17 protein-coding genes are annotated in these 19585 nt (G+C 60.2%); 11 read left to right on the top strand and 6 right to left on the bottom strand.

Annotated elements, in window-relative coordinates:
- Positions 1-2 precede the first annotated feature (2 nt).
- Positions 3-2327, bottom strand: coding sequence for a penicillin-binding protein 1B (gene mrcB, locus ACA046_RS04150; RefSeq protein ID WP_076013729.1), 2325 nt, complete (start codon positions 2325-2327; stop codon positions 3-5).
- A 118-nt stretch (positions 2328-2445) separates the two neighbouring features.
- On the opposite strand from mrcB, the gene ACA046_RS04145 reads away from it, so the two are divergent.
- From ACA046_RS04145 to ACA046_RS04135, 3 genes are all read left to right on the top strand, one after another.
- Positions 2446-4002, top strand: a complete 1557-nt coding sequence (locus ACA046_RS04145; RefSeq protein WP_459026006.1) for a bifunctional aminoglycoside phosphotransferase/ATP-binding protein — start codon at positions 2446-2448, stop codon at positions 4000-4002.
- A 94-nt stretch (positions 4003-4096) separates the two neighbouring features.
- Positions 4097-4441: a pentapeptide repeat-containing protein gene (locus ACA046_RS04140; protein ID WP_076013731.1), complete on the top strand. Its 345-nt coding sequence runs from the start codon at positions 4097-4099 to the stop codon at positions 4439-4441.
- A 201-nt stretch (positions 4442-4642) separates the two neighbouring features.
- Complete coding sequence (locus tag ACA046_RS04135) at positions 4643-4915, top strand: TfoX/Sxy family protein (RefSeq protein WP_010174414.1); 273 nt, start codon at positions 4643-4645, stop codon at positions 4913-4915.
- A 248-nt stretch (positions 4916-5163) separates the two neighbouring features.
- On the opposite strand, the gene ACA046_RS04130 is transcribed toward ACA046_RS04135, so the two are convergent.
- Genes ACA046_RS04130 through ACA046_RS04120 form a run of 3 tightly spaced genes read right to left on the bottom strand, consistent with a single transcriptional unit; the run spans position 5164 to position 7843 of the window.
- A complete protein-coding gene (locus ACA046_RS04130) occupies positions 5164-5931 on the bottom strand; it encodes a heme ABC transporter ATP-binding protein (RefSeq protein WP_497675955.1) in 768 nt (255 codons plus the stop codon).
- Positions 5931-6968, bottom strand: coding sequence for a FecCD family ABC transporter permease (locus ACA046_RS04125; protein WP_167665379.1), 1038 nt, complete (start codon positions 6966-6968; stop codon positions 5931-5933). The genes ACA046_RS04130 and ACA046_RS04125 overlap by 1 nt, the downstream gene beginning before the upstream one ends.
- On the bottom strand, positions 6965-7843 hold the full coding sequence (locus ACA046_RS04120; RefSeq protein WP_497675954.1) for a heme/hemin ABC transporter substrate-binding protein: 879 nt from the start codon (positions 7841-7843) through the stop codon (positions 6965-6967). Before ACA046_RS04120 ends, ACA046_RS04125 begins: the two co-directional genes overlap by 4 nt.
- Before the next feature lie 206 nt (positions 7844-8049).
- Between ACA046_RS04120 and ACA046_RS04115 the strand changes: the two genes are divergently transcribed.
- Positions 8050-8367 carry a Rieske (2Fe-2S) protein gene (locus ACA046_RS04115; protein WP_497675953.1) on the top strand — a complete coding sequence of 106 codons (318 nt, stop codon included), beginning with the start codon at positions 8050-8052 and terminating at the stop codon, positions 8365-8367.
- Here the strand turns inward: ACA046_RS04115 and sfsA are convergent.
- A complete protein-coding gene (sfsA, locus tag ACA046_RS04110) occupies positions 8364-9077 on the bottom strand; it encodes a DNA/RNA nuclease SfsA (RefSeq protein WP_459025998.1) in 714 nt (237 codons plus the stop codon). The two genes, ACA046_RS04115 and sfsA, sit on opposite strands and share 4 nt — an antisense overlap.
- Positions 9077-10249, bottom strand: coding sequence for a pyridoxal phosphate-dependent aminotransferase (locus ACA046_RS04105; protein ID WP_497675952.1), 1173 nt, complete (start codon positions 10247-10249; stop codon positions 9077-9079). The genes sfsA and ACA046_RS04105 overlap by 1 nt, the downstream gene beginning before the upstream one ends.
- A 321-nt stretch (positions 10250-10570) precedes the next feature.
- Between ACA046_RS04105 and dksA the strand changes: the two genes are divergently transcribed.
- From dksA to folK, 7 genes are all read left to right on the top strand, one after another.
- Positions 10571-11005, top strand: coding sequence for an RNA polymerase-binding protein DksA (gene dksA / locus ACA046_RS04100; RefSeq protein ID WP_088423525.1), 435 nt, complete (start codon positions 10571-10573; stop codon positions 11003-11005).
- An 84-nt stretch (positions 11006-11089) separates the two neighbouring features.
- On the top strand, positions 11090-11977 hold the full coding sequence (gene gluQRS, locus ACA046_RS04095; RefSeq protein WP_497675951.1) for a tRNA glutamyl-Q(34) synthetase GluQRS: 888 nt from the start codon (positions 11090-11092) through the stop codon (positions 11975-11977).
- Positions 11978-12061: 84 nt separating this feature from the next.
- Complete coding sequence (locus ACA046_RS04090; RefSeq protein ID WP_003176118.1) at positions 12062-12238, top strand: hypothetical protein; 177 nt, start codon at positions 12062-12064, stop codon at positions 12236-12238.
- Positions 12222-15176 carry a sensor histidine kinase gene (locus tag ACA046_RS04085; protein ID WP_173860361.1) on the top strand — a complete coding sequence of 985 codons (2955 nt, stop codon included), beginning with the start codon at positions 12222-12224 and terminating at the stop codon, positions 15174-15176. Before ACA046_RS04090 ends, ACA046_RS04085 begins: the two co-directional genes overlap by 17 nt.
- A gap of 22 nt (positions 15177-15198) precedes the next feature.
- Positions 15199-16635 (top strand): sigma-54-dependent transcriptional regulator, encoded by a 1437-nt coding sequence (locus ACA046_RS04080; protein ID WP_167665372.1) that lies wholly within the window; start codon positions 15199-15201, stop codon positions 16633-16635.
- Positions 16636-17347: 712 nt separating this feature from the next.
- Entirely contained in the window at positions 17348-18754 is a 1407-nt protein-coding gene (locus ACA046_RS04075) for a polynucleotide adenylyltransferase PcnB (RefSeq protein ID WP_017478579.1), read from the top strand.
- A 4-nt stretch (positions 18755-18758) separates the two neighbouring features.
- Positions 18759-19247, top strand: a complete 489-nt coding sequence (gene folK, locus ACA046_RS04070) for a 2-amino-4-hydroxy-6-hydroxymethyldihydropteridine diphosphokinase (RefSeq protein WP_459025990.1) — start codon at positions 18759-18761, stop codon at positions 19245-19247.
- Positions 19248-19585 lie beyond the last annotated feature (338 nt).

The following is a 19585-nucleotide window of genomic DNA, read 5'->3' as shown; positions in this document are numbered from 1 at the left end:
GCTTAATTCATCCAGCCCTTGACCCAATCCATCACCGATTCAGCGCTCGCGGGTGCACTGGCACCGCACGCTGCACCGGGTGGCGGTTCGCTGCCGCGAATATACGGCATCTGCACCGCGCCCGGACAGTTGGCATCGGAACCCTGTCCGGTATGCGGATCGATCCAGGCCTGAACGATATTGTCCGGCTGCGGCATGTTCAGCGGCAGTGGATCAGCCTTCTTCATGAAACTGGTCCACACCTGCAACGCGCCGGTGGCACCGGTAAACGGCGTCTTGCCGTTGTCGTCGCGCCCCAGCCAGACCACCGCCAGCAGGTCCTGGCTGAAACCTGCGAACCAGCTGTCCCGCGAATCGTTACTGGTACCGCTCTTGCCGGCCAGCGTCAGGTTGGCTGGCAACACGCTGTAGGCCGAGCGCCCGGTACCTTCACGCATAACGCGCTGCATGGCGTTCTGGATCAGGTAGATCGAGGCCGGGTCAAAGCGCTGCTGAATCTGGAACGGATAACGCTTGAGCGGTTCGCCTTCAGCCGTCAACACACTGCGGATCCCGCGCATCGGCGTATTGAAACCACCGTTGGCCAGGGTCTGGTACATGGTCGCCACTTCCATCGGGCTCATCGCACCCGCACCCAGCAGCATCGACGGGAACGCCGGGAACTCGCGAGTGATGCCCAGCCGACCGAGTGTCTTGAGAACATTCGGCACGCCCAGCTCAAGGCCAAGACGAGAGGTCGAGATGTTGTAGGAATGCGCCAAGCCCTGGTACAGGAAAATCGTACCGTGGGAGCGACGATCAAAGTTATGCGGCGTCCACATCTGGCCATCGGCACCTTTGACCGACAATGGGTCATCGGACAGCCAACTGGTCAGCGTGTACTTGCTCGGTTTTTCCAACGCCGTCAGATACACCGCCGGCTTGACCAGCGAGCCGATCGGACGCACCGCGTCCAGCGCGCGGTTGAAGCCGGCAAAGCTGGCCTGGCGACTGCCGATCATGGCCTGGACCTCACCGGTTTCCGGGTTGGTTACCACCATCGCGGCCTCGACGTCGTCGGAGCCTTTACGGCCTGCCAGGCGTTTGAAAGTGTCATTGACCGAAGCTTCAGCCTTCATTTGCAGGATCGGGTCGAAACTGGTGAAGATCCGCAGGCCTTCTTCGGTCAAGTCTTCGTCACGGTAGTCTTCACGCAACTGGCGTTTGACCAGGTCAATGAAGCCTGGGAATGAGCTGTCGGCAAGCTTGCCTCGGGTGGTCACACCCAGTGGCATTTTCTTCGCGGCAGCGACTTGTTCAGGAGTGGCGACGCCTTGCTGCTCAAGCACATCAAGTACCAGGTTGCGCCGTTCGAGCGCGCGCTCCGGGTTGCGACGCGGGTTGTAGTAGGACGGCCCCTTGACCATGCCCACCAGCAGCGCCACTTGATGCAGTTTCAACTCGGACAACGGCTGGCCGAAGAAGAACTGGCTGGCCAGACCGAAACCGTGCACCGCACGCTGGCCGTCCTGGCCGACGAACACTTCATTGAGGTACGCCTCAAGAATTTCCTGCTTGCTGTAATGCAGCTCCAGCAGCATCGCCATCATGGCTTCGGTCAGTTTACGGGTCAGGCTGCGTTCGTTGGTCAGGTAGAAGTTCTTGACCAATTGTTGCGTCAGCGTACTGCCACCCTGGGTCATCTTGCCGCCGGAGGTATTGACCCACACGGCGCGAGCGATGGACTTCGGTGATACGCCCCAGTGGCTGTAGAAATCCCGGTCTTCTACGGCAATCAGGGTATCCAGCAGGTAAGGCGGCACCTGATCGATCTTGATCAGGATGCGGTCTTCCAGGTTTTTCGGATAAATCCCACCGATCATTAAGGGTTCCAGGCGCACCACCGGCAGCTTCGAACCGTTGAGCGAGGACAGTTCGGCCACATAGTCGCCAGAGAAACGCACGCGCACCGGCTGGGGTTTTTCCAGGCCTTCATAGAATTGGAAGCCGCGGGTGTTCAAGTCGACGGTGTTACCGGAGACGGCAGCGGCACCGGGTCCATTGCTCACGGGTTCGCGGCGATAGCCCAGGGCATCGAGTTCGGTAAGGAAGTCATCCTTGCTCAGCTTCTGGCCGGTGAACAGTTCCAGCGGGCGCGCGTATACCTTGGCCGGAATGGTCCAGCGCTTGCCGGAGAACTTCTCCTGGACCACAGCGTCGAGGTAAACCGCGAAGCCGGCGATCACTACAAGCCCTACCAGGCCGAGCTTAAGCGCCCAGCCCAGCCAAGGGCGCAGGCCGCGGGAAGGAGGTTTTTTACGGGAACGGGGAGATCGGGTACGAGTCATGGCGGCGGATTATACGCACTTTATTGATGACCAACATGAGCCGGACAGCGGTTTGCATGACCGTCTGTAGCCGCCATAATGCCCGCCATGAATTTTCCCAGACTCTGAAGGATCGCCCGTGAGCCAGTCCCTGATTGCTGCCCTGCAAAACCCGGCCCTGTTTCCCCACCCGGTGGATCAGTTCCAAGTCATCGAGACCCATATTTCCTGGGTCCTTCTCACGGGTGACTACGCCTACAAGATGAAGAAGCCGGTGAATTTCGGCTTTCTCGATTTCACCACTCTGGAAGCCCGCGCCCACTTCTGCAATGAAGAACTGCGCCTCAACCAGCGCCTGACCGATGATTTGTATCTTGAAGTGTTGCCAATCACCGGCAGCGCCGAAGCACCGCAATTGGATGGCGACGGCCCGGTGATCGACTATGTGCTGAAAATGCGCCAGTTCCCGCAGAGCCAACTGCTCAGCACCTTGCAAGCCAACGGCGAATTGACCAACGCACACATCGACGAAATGGCCAGGCAGATCGCGCATTTTCACCTGAACGCCCCGAAAGTGCCGGCCACCCACTCCGCCGGCACCCCGCACGACGTCATGGCGCCGGTGCTGCAGAACTTCGAGCAGATCCGCCCGTTCCTCAGCGACAAGGCCGATCTGGCGCAACTGGACGCCTTGCAGGCCTGGGCCGAAAGCAGCTTCGAGCGCCTCAAGCCCCTGTTCGAACAACGCAAGCTCAACGGCTTTACCCGCGAATGCCACGGTGATATTCACCTGGGCAACGCCACGATGATTGATGGCCACGTGGTGATCTTCGACTGCATCGAGTTCAACGAGCCATTCCGCTTCACCGACGTGTATGCCGACACCGGCTTCCTGGCGATGGACCTGGAAGACCGTGGCCTCAAGAGCCTGGCGCGACGCTTCATCAGCCAGTACCTGGAGCTGACCGGCGATTATCAAGGCCTGGAGGTGCTGAACTTCTATAAAGCCTACCGCGCCTTGGTACGCGCCAAGGTCGCGCTGTTCAGCATGCCTTCCGAAGCGGACGCGGTGCAGCGTGCTACCACCCTGCGCCAATACCGCAACTACGCCAACCTGGCGGAAAGCTACAGCACCATCCCATCACGCTTCCTGGCCATCACCCACGGCGTATCGGCCGTTGGCAAAAGCCATGTATCCATGCGCCTCGTAGAAGCGTTGGGGGCGATTCGCCTGCGTTCGGACGTAGAGCGCAAGCGCCTGTTCGGTGAGCAGAAGGTCGAGAACACGCCACAGGCCGGGATCTACGCCGCAGACGCCAGCGCCGCCACCTACGCGCGCTTGAACGAGGTCGCCGACACCGTGCTGCGCGCCGGTTTCCCGGTGGTACTGGACGCGACCTTCCTCAAGCGCGAACAGCGCGACGCTGCGGCGAAAATCGCCGAGGCCACCGGCGCACCGTTCCTGATCCTCGACTGCAATGCGCCACAGGCTGTTATCGCCGCTTGGCTGGCACAGCGTCAGGCGGACAAGAATGATCCGTCCGACGCCACCCTGACTATCATCGAAGAGCAGCAAGCCACCCGTGACCCACTCAGCGCTGAAGAGCTACTGCTGAGCAAACGCGTGGAAACCAATGAAAGCGGAACCCTGGACGCATTGGTGGCCCATATCCGCCAGCGCCTGCCGGGCCTGTAAGAAATATTTCTTGGTCGTGTAGCCTTCCGGGGCTCACGGCCGAGCAATAGTGGCACTATAATGGCGTCATAATTCCAACACGGGAGTCGCCATTGTGAGCCATCCGAAGCTACTTGATACCCCGCTGTACGCGCTTCTGCATAAAGATGACATCCGCGGCTTCAACCAGGAGCGTCCGAAAGACGGTCCGATCGATATGCGCGGCGGGGACTTTCGCGGCCTGGACCTGCGCGACCTGAATGCCGAGGGCGTAGATTTCACCGACGCTTATTTCCGCTCCGCCGACTTGCGCGGCCTGGATTTGCGCGACTGCCCACTGGAAGGCGCGAGCCTGGCGCATGCCCAGATTTCCGGCACTTATTTCCCCCCTGAGCTGAGCGCTGACGAGATCCTGATGTCCGTCAATTTCGGCACGCGCTTGCGCTACCGTACACGGTAAAACCGCTGTATCGCCTCCCGGCTACGCCCAAGGCTTACCGGGGGGCTTCACCCTTTCCTACGCCAAAATCCCCGCCTGCCTTAGAAGCTTTAGGTCGTTGCCAACCAAAGAACTACGCTTTTCCTACTGAGCGCTACACTCCTTTCAGGCTTGCCTGGTCACGATACCCACCGAACCATTCGGCCGTCGCAAGGAGGCTTGATGAATGATGAGCTGCAACACCTGAAAAACCTTGGCAAGACGTCGGCGCAATGGCTGCATGCGGTGGGCATCCACAGTGCGTCCGACTTACGCCGTCTGGGGGCAGTAGACGCGTACCGTGCAGTACGCACCCGTGGCTTCAGGGCATCCAAGGTATTGCTGTACGCCATTGAAGGCGCGCTGATGGATGTGCACTGGAATGACATTCCCGTTGAACGCAAGGAGGCTTTAAACCGTCAACTGGACGCTCTTTCGGCACGCCAAAAGAATTGAGACGGCAACTTGCCCCCACGTTTCCGGGGGTTCCAAACGAATGTTTGAGGAAATTCGAAAAGGTCGCAAAAACAAATGTTGACTCTTAAATGAGAATCGTTATGATTATCACAACTGGTCGCGAGATCAGCCGATAACTGAAAGACCATTGGTTCGGACTCTCAGATTATCTCCTCATCAGGCTAATCACGGTTATTTGACCCGGCTCTTGCCGGGTCTTTTTTTGCCTATGAAAAACTGCGGCGATTTCAGCGTGCAATGATCAACGGATGGCCGCGCTCCGGATGCGGCTGCACCAACACATCCAACCCGAATACCGCCTTCAGCGGCTCAGGCCGCAGCACCTGCGCAGGTGTATCCAACGCATGGGGCCGCCCATCCTCCAGCAACAGGATGCGATCACAGTAGCGCGCCGCCAGATTCAGGTCGTGAAGAATCACCAGCACCGCCGCACCACGGTCGGCAAAGGTACGGATCGCCTGCAAGGTGGTGTGCTGGTGCAACGGATCAAGCATCGACGTCGGCTCATCCAGCAACAAGGTCTGCCCCGCCTCACCTGGCCATAGCTGCGCCAGCACTCGTGCGAGGTGCACACGCTGCCGCTCACCGCCCGACAACGCCAGGTAACTGCGCCCGCTCAAGTGGCCGACGTCGGCAGCCTGTAAGGCGGCGTTGATGATTTCATCGTCACGCACCCGGCCGGTCTGATGGGGCAAGCGCCCCATGCCCACAACCTCTTCGACGCGAAAGGCAAAGTCCAGGGTCGAGGTCTGCGGCAACACCGCCAGGCGCTGGGCACGCTGCGCTCCGCCCCAGTCCTTCAACTCGCGCTGGTCCAGCCACACACGGCCCTGGTCGGGCTGCAACTCGCCGCATAACGCACCGAGTAATGTACTTTTCCCCGCACCGTTGGGGCCCAGCACGCCAAGCACTTCACCTGGCAGCAGGTCCAAGGTGACGTCCGCCAACACGGTTTTGCGCCCACGGCGGATCTGCAGGCCTTCTACTCGCAGCATCAGGCGCGCCCTCGTAACAACAGGTAGAGAAAAAACGGCGCACCGATAAACGCGGTAACAATGCCGATAGGTAATTCCGCCGGCGCCAAGGCCAGGCGCGCCACCAGATCGGCAAACAACAGCAAACTCGCCCCCGCCAACACCGAGGCTGGCAGCAGCACCCGATGATCGGGCCCCGCCAGCAGGCGCACCAGATGCGGCACCACCAACCCGACAAAGCCGATCATCCCCGCCGCCGCCACAGCGGCGCCCACGCCCAGCGCGGTGCAGAACACCAGTTCGCGCTTGAGACCTTCAACATTGATGCCCAAGTGGCTGGCTTCCGACTCACCCAGCAGGAGGGCATTCAGCGCCTTGGCCCGGCGCGGCAGCCAAAGGGCGACGCCAGCGCTCACCAACAACAGCGGCCATAACCGCGAGTAGCTGGCGCCATTCAGGCTGCCCAGGTTCCAGAACGTCAGGGTGCGCAAGGTGGCGTCATCTGCCAGGTAGGTAAACAGGCCCACCGCGGAACTGGCGAGCGCCGTCAGGGCGATACCCGCCAGCAACATGGTCGCGACATTGGTTTGTCCGTTGCGCCGCCCCAGGCGATAGACCAGCGCCGTCACCCCCAAACCACCGAGGAAGGCACACAACGACAGCAGATACGGCCCGAGGGCATCCGGCAAACCACCAAAAAACGAACCACCGACAATCGCAATCGCCGCGCCCAACGCTGCACCGCTGGAAACCCCGACCAACCCGGGATCGGCCAAGGGATTACGAAACAGCCCCTGCATTGCAACGCCGGAAAGTGCCAGAACCCCGCCGACGGCCAAGCCGAGTAACGTACGCGGCAGGCGAATCTGCCCGAGGATTAACTCCGCCTGCTCCAGGCCGTGCGCGTCGATGGGCACACCCAACAAGCGCAACGCCGCCCGGAGTGTGTCCATCAACGGCAAGCTGACCGGCCCCAGGGCCAATGACAGCCAAATCGCCAATACACACAGCAGACTCAAGCCGATAAACAGGGTTCGCGGTTTAACCAGAGTGGTCATGGGGCGGTTTTAGCCTGGGACGGATAGAACCCGGCGGACAACTTCACCAGACTTTGCGGCAAGCGCGGCCCAAGCCCGCCCACCAGCAGCGTCGGGTCCAATTCGTAGACGCGACCGTTTTTGGCCGCTGGCGTCGAAGCCAGGATCGGGTTCTCCTTGAATAACGCTGCGCGGGCCGCATCGCCCGTCAGGGCACGATCGGCAAACACCAGCACTTCAGGATTGAGACCCGCCAGGGACTCCACGGAAAACGGTTTGTAACCATTGTGCGTCGCCAGGTTATGGCCGCCGGCCTGCTGCAACATCCAGTCAGCCGCCGTGTCTTTACCCGCAATCAGCGGTTTGCCGCCAGCGTGCCCCAGCAGCAACAGCACTCCAGGCGCTTTTTGCGTGGACTGGGCCTTGGTCACCCAGTTCTTTTGTTGATCCAGTTGTTGCTGATAGTCGCCGAACAGCTCCGCAGCCTTGGCTTCGTTGCCCAGCAACTTGGCCAAATGCTGAAGGTTGCCCTGCAGCGTCGGCAGATCCGGCTCGGCCGAAAACAGCTCCACTTTCACACCAGCATTGCGGATTTGCGCCAATACCGGCGGCGGGCCCATTTCCTCGGTGCCGACCAGGATTTGCGGGCGCAGGCTCAGAATGCCCTCCGCCGACAACTGCCGCTGGTAACCAATGCTCGGCAACGCCTTGAGGGATTCAGGATGCTGACTGGTGGTATCCACGCCCACCAGCTTTGACTCACCGCCCAGGGCCGCCACCCATTCCGACAACGCACCACCGGCGCTGACCCAACGTTGTGGCAGTTCAGAGGCCTGGGCCCCAGCGTTGACCAGCAGTCCGACAACGAGCGCGATAGCACTGGCACTCAGGCGCATAAAAGGGTTTCCTTCCAAGGGGTGAGCCCGCTGAAACACTCGCAATGTGACAGATCAAGGCTGCCCGACATCGTACAGAGCGCCCAGTCAGCTAACGGGCGAAGCCGGCATTTGATAATTGTTTGCATTTGCACGTCAAGCGCCGGGCTCTTCGGTAAAATCAGGATAGCCTTGCAGCCCGCAAACGGCGGCACTTAAGGACCGATATGAAGTTTCTCTGCGCCTCCAGCGAACTCGCACCCAACGCCAGCCGCGGTTTCGATATCGACGGCCGCAAGCTGTTTGCCGTGCGCCGCGAAGGCATTGCCTACTTCTATATCAACCGCTGCCCACATCGCGGGGTGCCGCTGGAATGGCAGCCGCACCAGTTTCTCGACCCGAGCGCGAGCCTGATCCAGTGCGCCACCCACGGCGCACTGTTCCTGATCGAAAGCGGTGAGTGCGTCGCCGGGCCTTGCGCCGGTCAAAGCCTGACAACCCTGCCCGGCCGTGAGGACGAACAGGGCCTCTGGGTACAACTCTAATCGCCGAGCAATACTTCCAGGCGACGGTCGACACAGATTTCCTCTGACGTCACCCGCACGCCATAGGCCAGCACCTCGACGCCCGCCGCCTTGGCCTCACGCAATGCAGCCGCATAACCGGCATCAATTTCTTCGGCAGGACGCACCGCATCAATCCCCGAGAGGTTGACGCAATACAACTGCACCGCCCGCACACCCTCACGCGCCAGATGCGCCAGTTCCCGCAAATGCTTGGCCCCGCGCTGGGTCACGGCATCGGGAAACGCCGCCGTCGAGGTCCCGTCAAAACCAAGGGTGACGCTTTTGACTTCGACATACGCTGGGCCCGTTGGGTAATCCAGACGGAAATCGATCCGACTGTTTTCCTGACCGTAGGCCACTTCGCGCTTCAGCGCCGTAAAGCCGTTGAGCTCGCTGATAACACCGGCCCGCAGCGCCTCTTCCACCAACTGATTGGCCCGCGCGGTGTTCACACATGCCAGGCGCCCTTGAGGGGTTTCGCTGATTTCCCAGGTGCCGGGGAGCTTGCGCTTGGGGTCATTGGAGCGGCTGAACCAGACTTGGCCACCTTCCACCATGCAGTTGAACATCGAGCCGGTGTTCGGGCAGTGAATGGTCAGGAACTCGCCGGTAACGGTTTCGATATCGGCGAGAAAACGCTTATAGCGGCGGATCAGCCGGCCTTCTTCGAGGGGAGGATTAAAGCGCATCAGCCTTGCCAACTCCGCAAGCCACGAGCAATCCGTTCAACAGCTTCCTGTAGTCGATCAAGGTTTTGTGTGTAGGCAAAACGCACATGGTGACCGGCTTGATAGCGACCGAAATCCAGGCCCGGGGTGAAGGCTACATGTTCGGTTTCAAGGAAGTGCCGGCAGAAAGCGAAGGCATCACCGCCGAATGCGCTGATATCGGCATACAAGTAGAACGCGCCTTCCGGTTCAACGGCGATGCCGAAGCCGAGCTCCCGCAGGGCTGGCAGCAGGAAGTCGCGACGACGACCAAACTCGGCCCGGCGGTCTTCAAGAATGTTCAAGGTTTCCGGGGTAAAGCAAGCCAGGGCCGAATGCTGGGCCATGCTCGGTGCGCTGATGTAGAGATTCTGCGCCAACTTCTCCAACTCACCCACGGCCGCCGGCGGCGCCACCAGCCAGCCCAGGCGCCAGCCGGTCATTCCGAAATACTTCGAAAAACTATTTAGAACGAAGGCTTCATCGTCGACTTCCAGCACGCTGGCGGCATCGGTGCCGTAGGTCAGGCCGTGATAGATCTCATCCACCACCAAATGCCCATTGCGCGCCTTGATGGCGCTCGACAGTCCGGCCAACTCTTCGCGCGTCAGGATGGTGCCGGTAGGGTTGGCAGGCGAAGCGACCAGCGCGCCCACGCTGTCTTGATCCCAATGGCGTGCCACCAGGTCGGCGGTCAGTTGATAACGCACGTCGGGGCCGACCGGGACCAATTGCGCCGCGCCTTCCACCAGGCGCAGGAAGTGACGGTTGCACGGGTAACCGGGGTCTGCCAGCAGCCAGTGCTTGCCGGGATCCACCAGCAAACTGCTCGCCAGCAGCAGGGCACCTGAGCCACCCGGGGTGATCAAAATTCGCTCAGGGTCGATATCCAGCCCGTAGCGCTGCTGGTAGAAACCGCTGATAGCCTCACGCAACTCCGGCAGCCCGCGGGCCGCGGTATAGCGGGTCTTGCCATTGGCCAGCGCCGCCTGCCCGGCCTTGATGATGGGCTCGGCGGTGGTGAAGTCCGGCTCGCCGATTTCCAGGTGAATCACGTCGTGACCGGCGGCCTGCAATTCATTGGCCCGCGCCAGCAACGCCATGACATGGAAAGGTTCGATAGCGCGACTGCGAGCACTGTAGGGCTGAGCCATTAGCCTTCCTTAACTGTGAGGACAAACCCTGATTCTACCCAACCCGCCGCGCAAAACCTGCTCTATTGCCCGAAGCCATGTAGCAAGCACGGCGAGCAACTACCTGCAAAACAGCTAAAATCAACATTCGAGACCGTACAAGCCCGCCCTGCTGGGGCCTGCGGTGGTTTGCAACCCTCAGGAGACGGTGCCTCGACAACCGGGAGTGGCGCACCCCGAATCTATCTGGTAAGTTCGCCCGCTTGCAGCCGCAGGGCCGGCAGGTGTCGGTGATGTTGCAATCCTGCGCAATGGATTAGAAGAGTGAGAGGCGGTCCATTCATGCCCACCCAAGCAAAGCAACAGAGCATCAGCGGCTTCCAACCCTACGTCGAATCGAAGGGTGAGGAATACATGGGTAAGCCCATGCGCGATCACTTCTCCAAGATCCTGAAGCAGTGGAAACAGGACTTGATGCAAGAGGTTGACCGTACCGTTGACCATATGAAGGACGAAGCGGCCAACTTCCCGGACCCGGCAGACCGTGCCAGCCAGGAAGAAGAGTTCGCCCTTGAACTGCGCGCCCGTGATCGCGAGCGCAAGCTGATCAAGAAAATCGACAAGACCCTGCAACTCATCGAAGACGAAGAGTATGGCTGGTGCGAGTCCTGCGGCGTCGAGATTGGTATTCGCCGCCTGGAAGCGCGTCCTACCGCCGACTTGTGCGTGGACTGCAAGACCTTGGCTGAAATCAAGGAAAAACAGGTCGGCAAGTAATCACCGCCGAGCTGTACAAATGGGGCGTGCGAACGCTCCATTTTTGTTTCTGGCGTTTGCTGGTTTTCCAGTAATATCCGGCCCATGACAGCCTCCTCCTATATCGGGCGTTTCGCCCCCACGCCCAGCGGACACCTGCACTTCGGTTCCCTGGTCGCTGCCCTCGCCTCCTACCTCGACGCCCGCGCCAATCAAGGCCGCTGGCTGATGCGCATGGAAGACCTCGATCCGCCACGGGAAGAACCCGGCGCCCAGGCCGCAATCCTCAATGCCCTTGAAAGCTACGGCTTCGAATGGGACGGGGAATTGGTCCGACAAAGCGAGCGGCACGATGCCTACGCCGAAGTGCTCAACCGCCTGTTCAACCACGGCCTGGCCTATGCCTGCACCTGTTCGCGCAAGCAACTGGAACCCTACAACGGGATTTATACCGGCCTGTGCCGCAATGCCGGGCATGACCAGCAAGATGCCGCCATTCGTTTGCGGGTGCCAGAGTTGGAGTACTACTTTACTGACCGTGTACAAGGCGAATTCCGACAGCATCTGGGTCGCAACGTAGGCGATTTCATCATTCGCCGTCGCGACGGCCTGTATGCCTACCAACTGGCGGTGGTCCTCGATGACGCCTGGCAAGGTGTGACCGACATCGTGCGTGGCGCCGACCTGCTCGACTCCACGCCGCGCCAGCTGTATCTGCAAGAACTGCTGGGCCTGCGCCAACCGCGCTACCTGCATTTGCCCCTGATCATCCAGCCGGACGGTAACAAACTGGGCAAATCCTATCGTTCACCGCCCTTGGCCACCGACCAGGCCACGCCTTTGCTGTTAAGAGCACTGCGTGCCCTGGGCCAGCCAGCGGGCGACGAGCTGAACCACGCCAGCCCACGGGAACTGCTGGAGTGGGGCATTGCGCACTGGGATGCCACACAGATCCCGCGCACACTCACACTGGCCGAAGCGCAATTGCGCTGAAGGCGCTTGCAGCTTGCGAGCCATCCGTTACCATCGCTCATACAAAAAATCGTTATATTTCCGCAATTTCAATCAAGGGCCAACATGTACATCTATCGATTGGTCCTACTGTTGGTCGTCGGGATCTACCTGTTTTCTCCCGCCATCATGGATTGGTGGATCGACGCCACAGGCGCCTGGTACCGGCCCTATCTGCTTTGGCTGATTCTGATCGTCGTGACTTTCATCCTGCAGAGCCAAAAAGATGCCGATGAGCTTTAGCCTGACCGAGATGCTGCTGATCAGCGCCGCCTACCTGGCCGCGCTGTTCGGGGTAGCCTGGATCAGTGAGCGTGGAATGATTCCGCGGGCGATCATTCGCCATCCGTTGACCTACACCTTGTCCCTGGGCGTGTACGCCAGCGCCTGGGCGTTTTACGGCACGGTGGGCCTGGCCTATCAGTACGGTTATGGCTTTCTTTCGAGTTATCTCGGGGTGTCCGGGGCATTCTTGCTGGCGCCGGTGCTGTTGTATCCGATCCTTAAAATCACCCGCACCTATCAGCTGTCGTCACTCGCCGACCTGTTTGCGTTCCGCTTTCGCAGTACCTGGGCCGGTGCGCTGACCACGATCTTCATGCTGATCGGCGTGCTGCCGTTGCTGGCGTTGCAGATCCAGGCGGTGGCCGACTCCATCAGCATCCTCACCCGCGAGCCGGTGCAGCACCGCGTTGCATTGAGCTTCTGTGCGCTGATCACCCTGTTCACAATCTTCTTCGGCTCACGGCATATCGCTACCCGTGAGAAGCATGAAGGCCTGGTGTTCGCGATCGCATTTGAGTCGGTGATCAAGCTGATCGCCATTGGCGGCGTTGGCCTGTATGCGCTCTACGGTGTATTCGACGGCCCGCAACAACTGGAACTGTGGCTGCTGCAAAACCAGACCGCCCTGGCCGCGCTGCACACGCCGTTGCAGGAAGGCCCATGGCGCACGCTGCTGCTGGTGTTCTTCGCCTCGGCCATCGTGATGCCGCACATGTACCACATGACCTTCACCGAAAACCTCAACCCGCGTTCACTGGTCAGCGCCAGCTGGGGCTTGCCGCTGTTCCTGCTGCTGATGAGCCTGGCGGTGCCGCTGATTCTCTGGGCGGGCCTGAAGCTTGGCGCCACCACCAATCCGGAATACTTCACGCTGGGCATCGGCATTGCCGCCAACAGCAAGTCACTGGCCCTGCTGGCCTATGTCGGCGGATTATCGGCCTCCAGCGGCCTGATCATCGTCAGTACCCTGGCCCTGTCGGGGATGGCGCTCAATCACCTGGTACTGCCGCTCTACCAGCCGCCAGCCGAAGGCAATATCTACCGCTGGCTGAAATGGACCCGCCGCGCCCTGATCGTCGCCATCATCATGGCTGGCTATGGCTTCTACCTGATGCTGGGTGCCGAGCAGGACCTGGCCAACCTGGGCATCGTCGCCTTCGTCGCCACTTTGCAGTTCCTGCCGGGCGTGTTGTCGGTGCTGTACTGGCCGACCGCTAACCGCCGTGGGTTTATCGCCGGGCTGCTGGCCGGCATCCTGGTGTGGACCGTAACCATGCTGCTGCCCTTGGTGGGCAATCTGCAGGGTTTCTACATCCCGCTGCTGAACATGATCTACGTGCTGGATGACACCAGTTGGCACATGGCGGCGATTGCTTCGCTGGCGGCCAACGTGCTGATGTTCACTCTGATCTCGCTGTTCACTAACGCCAGCCCGGAAGAAACCAGCGCCGCCGAAGCCTGCGCCGTGGACAACGTACGCCGCCCGCAACGCCGCGAACTGCACGCTGCCTCGCCCCAGGAGTTCGCCACGCAACTGGCCAAGCCGCTGGGCGCCAAGGCTGCACAAAAGGAAGTCGAGCAGGCCCTGCGCGACCTTTACCTGCCATTCGACGAACGCCGGCCCTACGCTTTGCGCCGGTTACGTGACCGTATCGAGGCCAACCTTTCCGGCTTGATGGGCCCGAGTGTGTCCCAAGACATGGTCGAGACCTTCCTGCCCTACAAGGCCGGTGGCGAAAACTACGTGACCGAAGACATCCACTTCATCGAGAGCCGGCTCGAGGACTACCACTCGCGCCTCACCGGCCTGGCCGCCGAACTCGACGCGCTGCGCCGTTATCACCGCCAGACGCTCCAAGAGTTGCCGATGGGCGTCTGCTCCCTGGCCAAGGATCAAGAGATCCTGATGTGGAACAAGGCCATGGAAGAACTCACCGGGATCGCCGCCCAGCGCGTGGTGGGTTCGCGCCTGAACACTATTGGCGACCCATGGAAAGAACTGCTCCAGGGCTTCATCAACCTGCCCGACGAACACTTGCACAAACAGCACCTGGCACTGGACGGCCAGACCCGCTGGCTCAACCTGCACAAGGCCGCCATCGACGAGCCCCTCGCTCCCGGTAACAGCGGCCTGGTGTTGCTGGTGGAAGACCTGACCGACACCCAGATGCTCGAAGACAAACTGGTGCACTCCGAGCGCCTGGCCAGCATCGGGCGTTTGGCGGCGGGTGTGGCCCATGAAATCGGCAATCCGATCACCGGCATCGCCTGCCTGGCGCAAAACCTGCGGGAAGAGCGCGAGGAAGACGGCGAAATCATCGAAATCAGCGGGCAGATTCTCGAGCAGACCAAGCGTGTCTCGCGCATCGTGCAGTCGCTGATGAGCTTTGCCCACGCGGGTGCCCATCAGAATCACGACGAAGCAGTGTGCCTGGCCGAAGTCGCCCAGGATGCCATTGGGCTGCTGGCCTTGAACCGGCGCAATTTCGAAGTACAGTTCTTTAACCTGTGCGACCCGGAACATTGGGTCGACGGTGATTCACAACGCCTGGCCCAGGTGCTGATCAACCTGCTGTCCAACGCCCGCGACGCGTCGCCGGCCGGCAGCGCAGTACGGGTCAAGAGCGAGGCTTTCGAGCACACGGTCGATCTGATCGTCGAGGACGAAGGCAGCGGCATTCCACAGAACATCATGGATCGATTGTTCGAACCCTTCTTCACCACCAAGGATCCGGGTGAAGGTACCGGTCTGGGCCTTGCACTGGTCTATTCCATCGTTGAAGAGCATTATGGACAAATCACCATCGACAGCCCGGCTGACACCGAAAGCCAACGCGGCACCCGTATTCGGGTGACCTTGCCGCGTCATGTCGAAGCGACGTCCGCTGTGAACTGAGACCGTCGAGAGAGTTGAATCAATGCCGCACATTTTGATCGTCGAAGACGAAACCATTATCCGCTCTGCCTTGCGTCGCCTGCTTGAACGTAATCAGTACCAGGTCAGCGAAGCCGGCTCGGTGCAGGAAGCCCAAGAGCGTTTCAGCATTCCCACGTTCGACCTGATCGTCAGTGACCTACGTTTGCCGGGCGCCCCTGGCACCGAGTTGATCAAACTCGGCCAAGGCACTCCGGTGCTGATCATGACCAGCTACGCCAGCCTGCGCTCGGCAGTGGACTCGATGAAGATGGGCGCGGTGGACTACATCGCCAAGCCTTTCGACCACGACGAAATGCTCCAGGCCGTGGCGCGCATCCTGCGTGACCGTCAATCCGCCAGCAGCACACCGGCTGAACGCCCGGCAGCGGGCAAGGCCGTCAACGGCGCTGAAAAGCCCGGCGTGGATAACAGTAATGGCGAAATCGGCATTATCGGTTCCTGCCCACCGATGCAGGACCTGTACAGCAAGATCCGCAAAGTGGCGCCAACAGACTCCAATGTATTGATTCAGGGCGAATCCGGCACCGGTAAAGAACTGGTGGCCCGCGCCCTGCACAACCTGTCCAAGCGCGCCAAGGCACCGATGATTTCGGTGAACTGCGCGGCGATCCCCGAATCCCTGATCGAATCCGAATTGTTCGGCCATGAAAAAGGTGCCTTTACCGGCGCCAGCGCTGGCCGTGCGGGTTTGGTTGAAGCCGCCGATGGCGGCACGCTGTTCCTCGACGAGATTGGCGAACTGCCACTGGAAGCTCAGGCACGTTTGCTGCGGGTACTCCAGGAAGGTGAAATCCGCCGCGTTGGCTCGGTACAGTCGCAGAAGGTCGATGTACGACTGATCGCGGCCACGCACCGTGACCTGAAAAGCCTGGCCAAGATCGGCCAGTTCCGTGAAGACCTTTATTACCGCCTGCACGTGATCGCGCTCAAACTGCCGGCCCTGCGTGAGCGTGGCGCCGACGTCAACGAAATCGCCACGGCCTTCCTGGCCCGCCAGAGTGCGCGGATCAACCGTACCGACCTGAAGTTTGCTGCCGATGCCGAGCAGGCAATCCGACACTACTCCTGGCCGGGTAACGTGCGGGAGCTGGAGAACGCGGTAGAACGCGCGGTGATCCTGTCGGAGAGCCCGGAGATTTCCGCCGAGCTGCTGGGGATCGATATCGAGCTCAGCGACCTGGATGACGACGACTTCATCGGCCTTCCGCCGCAGCAGGGTGGCAGTAACAGCAGCCACGAGCCGACGGAAGATTTGTCACTGGAGGATTACTTCCAGCACTTCGTCCTCGAGCATCAGGACCATATGACCGAGACCGAACTGGCGCGCAAACTGGGCGTCAGCCGTAAATGCCTGTGGGAACGGCGCCAGCGCCTGGGTATCCCACGGCGCAAAACCGGGGTTGCCAGCGAAAGCTGAGTGGGGGCGCCCCCACAGGTAACACCCTCAGATGTGAAAAAACTGTTACCGCTGATTTTTCACGTAACAAAAGCCGGGGCTTACGGTAACGAAGCCCCGGCTTTTTTTCGCCTTCAAAAAACCCGAAAGCGCTCCGAACCCCTTATTTTGCTGGGCTTCGCAAAAGTTGGCACGCACCCTGCTATATGCTTACTACAAAAACAATAACAAGCAAATGTACAAGACAATAAAAATAAGACGAATCGACTCACGCATAACAAAAACAACACGGCGGAGGCGCAGCTAACTGATTCTTTTGGAGAGGCGTTGCATTTGGGGCTTGCCCCGCAACCAGGCCGAGAACAACAAAAACTGCCCTAAGGCAGAGCCTGAACTGGTTGGATCGTAGATCAGCAACACAGCGACCAAAGCAATCCGTTTGCTCTTGGCTCCCGATTGGGAGTGTCATGAAGGTGAAGCTTCATGGCGAGGGCGATCAACAAAAACAAGAAGCCCGAAACCAATAATAAAAATAGAGCACGCAACTACTTCTGGGGGAGCTTCGGCTCCCCTTGTAGTTTCCGCGATTTGGTACCTGCCACCCTTCTTTTAAGCTTCTGGCTCAAGCCTTGCAGCTAGTTCCTACACCATCCCCTGACTAAATGCTAGAATCCCCGCCCATCATGCGGTCATTCTTCGTTATGGCCGAACATTCCTTCAAACAGTGCATCCCATGCTGAAGAAGTTGTTCCAGTCATTCCGTTCTCCCTTGCGTCGTACGCAACACATCCGCAGCACGCCTGAAGTGCTTAATAGCAACCAGCATTCGTTGCAGCGTGCCCAGTTCAGCCGTTATGCGGTGAACATCGTCGAACGCCTGCAGAACGCCGGCTACCAGGCTTACCTGGTTGGCGGTTGCGTGCGCGACATGTTGCTCAACATCACTCCCAAGGATTTCGACGTCGCCACCAGTGCCACGCCGGAACAAGTGCGTGCCGAATTCCGCAATGCGCGGATCATTGGCCGGCGCTTCAAGTTGGTGCATATCCACTTTGGTCGCGAGATCATCGAGGTCGCGACCTTCCGCGCCAACCACCCGCAAAACGATGAAGAAGAAGACACTAACCAGTCTTCCCGCAATGAAAGCGGTCGCATCCTGCGGGACAATGTCTACGGCACCCTGGAAGAAGACGCGCAACGCCGCGACTTCACCATCAATGCCTTGTATTACGACCCTGTCAGCGAGCGCATCCTCGACTACGCCAATGGCGTACACGACATTCGCAACAACCTGCTGCGCCTGATCGGCGACCCGACGCAGCGCTACCAGGAAGACCCGGTGCGCATGCTGCGGGCCGTGCGTTTCGCGGCCAAGCTGAACTTCGGCATCGAGAAGCACACGGCCGCGCCGATTCGCGACCTGGCGCCGATGTTGCGGGAAATCCCCTCGGCCAGGCTGTTCGAAGAGGTGCTCAAGCTGTTCCTCTCCGGCTATGCCGCCGACACGTTCGAAATGCTCGTAGACCTGCAGCTGTTCGACCCATTGTTCCCGGCCAGCGCCGAGGCACTGGAGTACAACCCGACCTACACCCACACGCTGATCAGCGAAGCCTTGATCAACACCGACCTGCGGATCAAACAGAACAAACCGGTCACCCCGGCGTTCCTGTTTGCTGCACTGTTGTGGCCAGCGCTTCCAAAACGCGTGATGCGCCTGCAGGACCGTGGCATGCCGGCGATCCCGGCCATGCAGGAAGCGGCTCACGAGTTGATCGCCGAGCAATGCCAGCGCATCGCGATCCCGAAACGCTTCACCATGCCGATCCGCGAGATCTGGGACATGCAGGAGCGCCTGCCACGCCGCAGCGGTAAACGTGCCGACCTGTTGCTGGACAACCCGCGCTTCCGTGCCGGCTACGACTTCCTGCTGCTGCGTGAAAGCGCCGGCGAGCAGACCGACGGCCTGGGTGAATGGTGGACCGATTACCAGGACGCCAACGACAGCCAGCGCCGCGAGATGATCAAAGAGCTCAGCAGCAAAGGCGAAGCCACCGGCGATGGCCCGAAAAAGCGTCGCCGCAGCAGTGGCAGCAAGCGCAAGCGAAGCGCTGGCGACGCCTCGAGCGCGTCTGGCGAGTAAGCCCGTGGAACGTATCTACATCGGCATGGGCAGCAACCTGGCGGCCCCTGAACAACAATTGCGCCATGCCATCGAGGCCTTGGCGCAGTTGCCGAACACCACGCTGGCGGGCGTCTCCGCCTTCTATCAAAGTGATTCCCTGCTCCCGGGCCAACCGCGCTACACCAACGCGGTCGCGGCCCTGGACAGCGCACTTGCGCCTCTGGAAATGCTTGATGCCCTGCAAGCCATCGAGAATGACCAAGGCCGCGAGCGCCTCGAGCGCTGGGGCCCGCGCACCCTGGACCTGGATATCCTGATCTTTGGCGGCCGGCTTATCGACGAGCCGCGCCTGAAGGTGCCGCACTATCAAATGCATCTGCGTGCATTCGTGCTTTACCCATTGGCAGAACTGGCCCCCGCCAGCCTGCAACTCGCCGATGGCCGCCTGCTCAGCGACCTGTTGGACGCCTGCCCGTTTGTCGGCCTGGAACGCCTGCCTTCAAACCTGTAGGAGCGAGCTTGCTCGCGAAAAACCTGAGAACACCGCTGGGTGTCATGCTTCCCGCGTCATCGTTAACGACCTTCGCGAGCAAGCTCACTCCTACATTAACTACGCATCATTTACTGCTGAATCGCATCAGTAACAGCGGTAACACCCCTCGCGTAACAATGCGGTAACACATCCAATTGACTTCCAGAGTCCTCCTCACGACTATAGGCGTCCCGCTGCCGCCTACCCGGCGCTAAAGGGCGCAATCCAGGCCTTATAAGCACTGATCCTTAAGAAAGTGCGCCTGTATAAACGAAGACTCACGCGCGTTACTCGCTGTTTCCAAGCGCCTGAATGAG

It is taken from the genome of Pseudomonas sp. LBUM1641, assembly GCF_059716235.1.
Note: the sequence above shows the minus strand (reverse complement) of the source record. Positions and strands in the feature narration are given on the sequence as shown.

Coding starts and splice junctions, on each gene's coding strand:
- sfsA (WP_459025998.1), bottom strand. CDS start 9,077: ATGCGCTTTAATCCTCCCCTCGAAGAAGGCCGGCTGATCCGCCGCTAT.
- ACA046_RS04125 (WP_167665379.1), bottom strand. CDS start 6,968: ATGACCACTCTGGTTAAACCGCGAACCCTGTTTATCGGCTTGAGTCTG.
- ACA046_RS04075 (WP_017478579.1), top strand. CDS start 17,348: ATGCTGAAGAAGTTGTTCCAGTCATTCCGTTCTCCCTTGCGTCGTACG.
- ACA046_RS04080 (WP_167665372.1), top strand. CDS start 15,199: ATGCCGCACATTTTGATCGTCGAAGACGAAACCATTATCCGCTCTGCC.
- mrcB (WP_076013729.1), bottom strand. CDS start 2,327: ATGACTCGTACCCGATCTCCCCGTTCCCGTAAAAAACCTCCTTCCCGC.
- ACA046_RS04090 (WP_003176118.1), top strand. CDS start 12,062: ATGTACATCTATCGATTGGTCCTACTGTTGGTCGTCGGGATCTACCTG.
- ACA046_RS04120 (WP_497675954.1), bottom strand. CDS start 7,843: ATGCGCCTGAGTGCCAGTGCTATCGCGCTCGTTGTCGGACTGCTGGTC.
- ACA046_RS04135 (WP_010174414.1), top strand. CDS start 4,643: ATGAATGATGAGCTGCAACACCTGAAAAACCTTGGCAAGACGTCGGCG.
- gluQRS (WP_497675951.1), top strand. CDS start 11,090: ATGACAGCCTCCTCCTATATCGGGCGTTTCGCCCCCACGCCCAGCGGA.
- ACA046_RS04105 (WP_497675952.1), bottom strand. CDS start 10,249: ATGGCTCAGCCCTACAGTGCTCGCAGTCGCGCTATCGAACCTTTCCAT.
- ACA046_RS04085 (WP_173860361.1), top strand. CDS start 12,222: ATGCCGATGAGCTTTAGCCTGACCGAGATGCTGCTGATCAGCGCCGCC.
- ACA046_RS04115 (WP_497675953.1), top strand. CDS start 8,050: ATGAAGTTTCTCTGCGCCTCCAGCGAACTCGCACCCAACGCCAGCCGC.
- dksA (WP_088423525.1), top strand. CDS start 10,571: ATGCCCACCCAAGCAAAGCAACAGAGCATCAGCGGCTTCCAACCCTAC.
- ACA046_RS04130 (WP_497675955.1), bottom strand. CDS start 5,931: ATGCTGCGAGTAGAAGGCCTGCAGATCCGCCGTGGGCGCAAAACCGTG.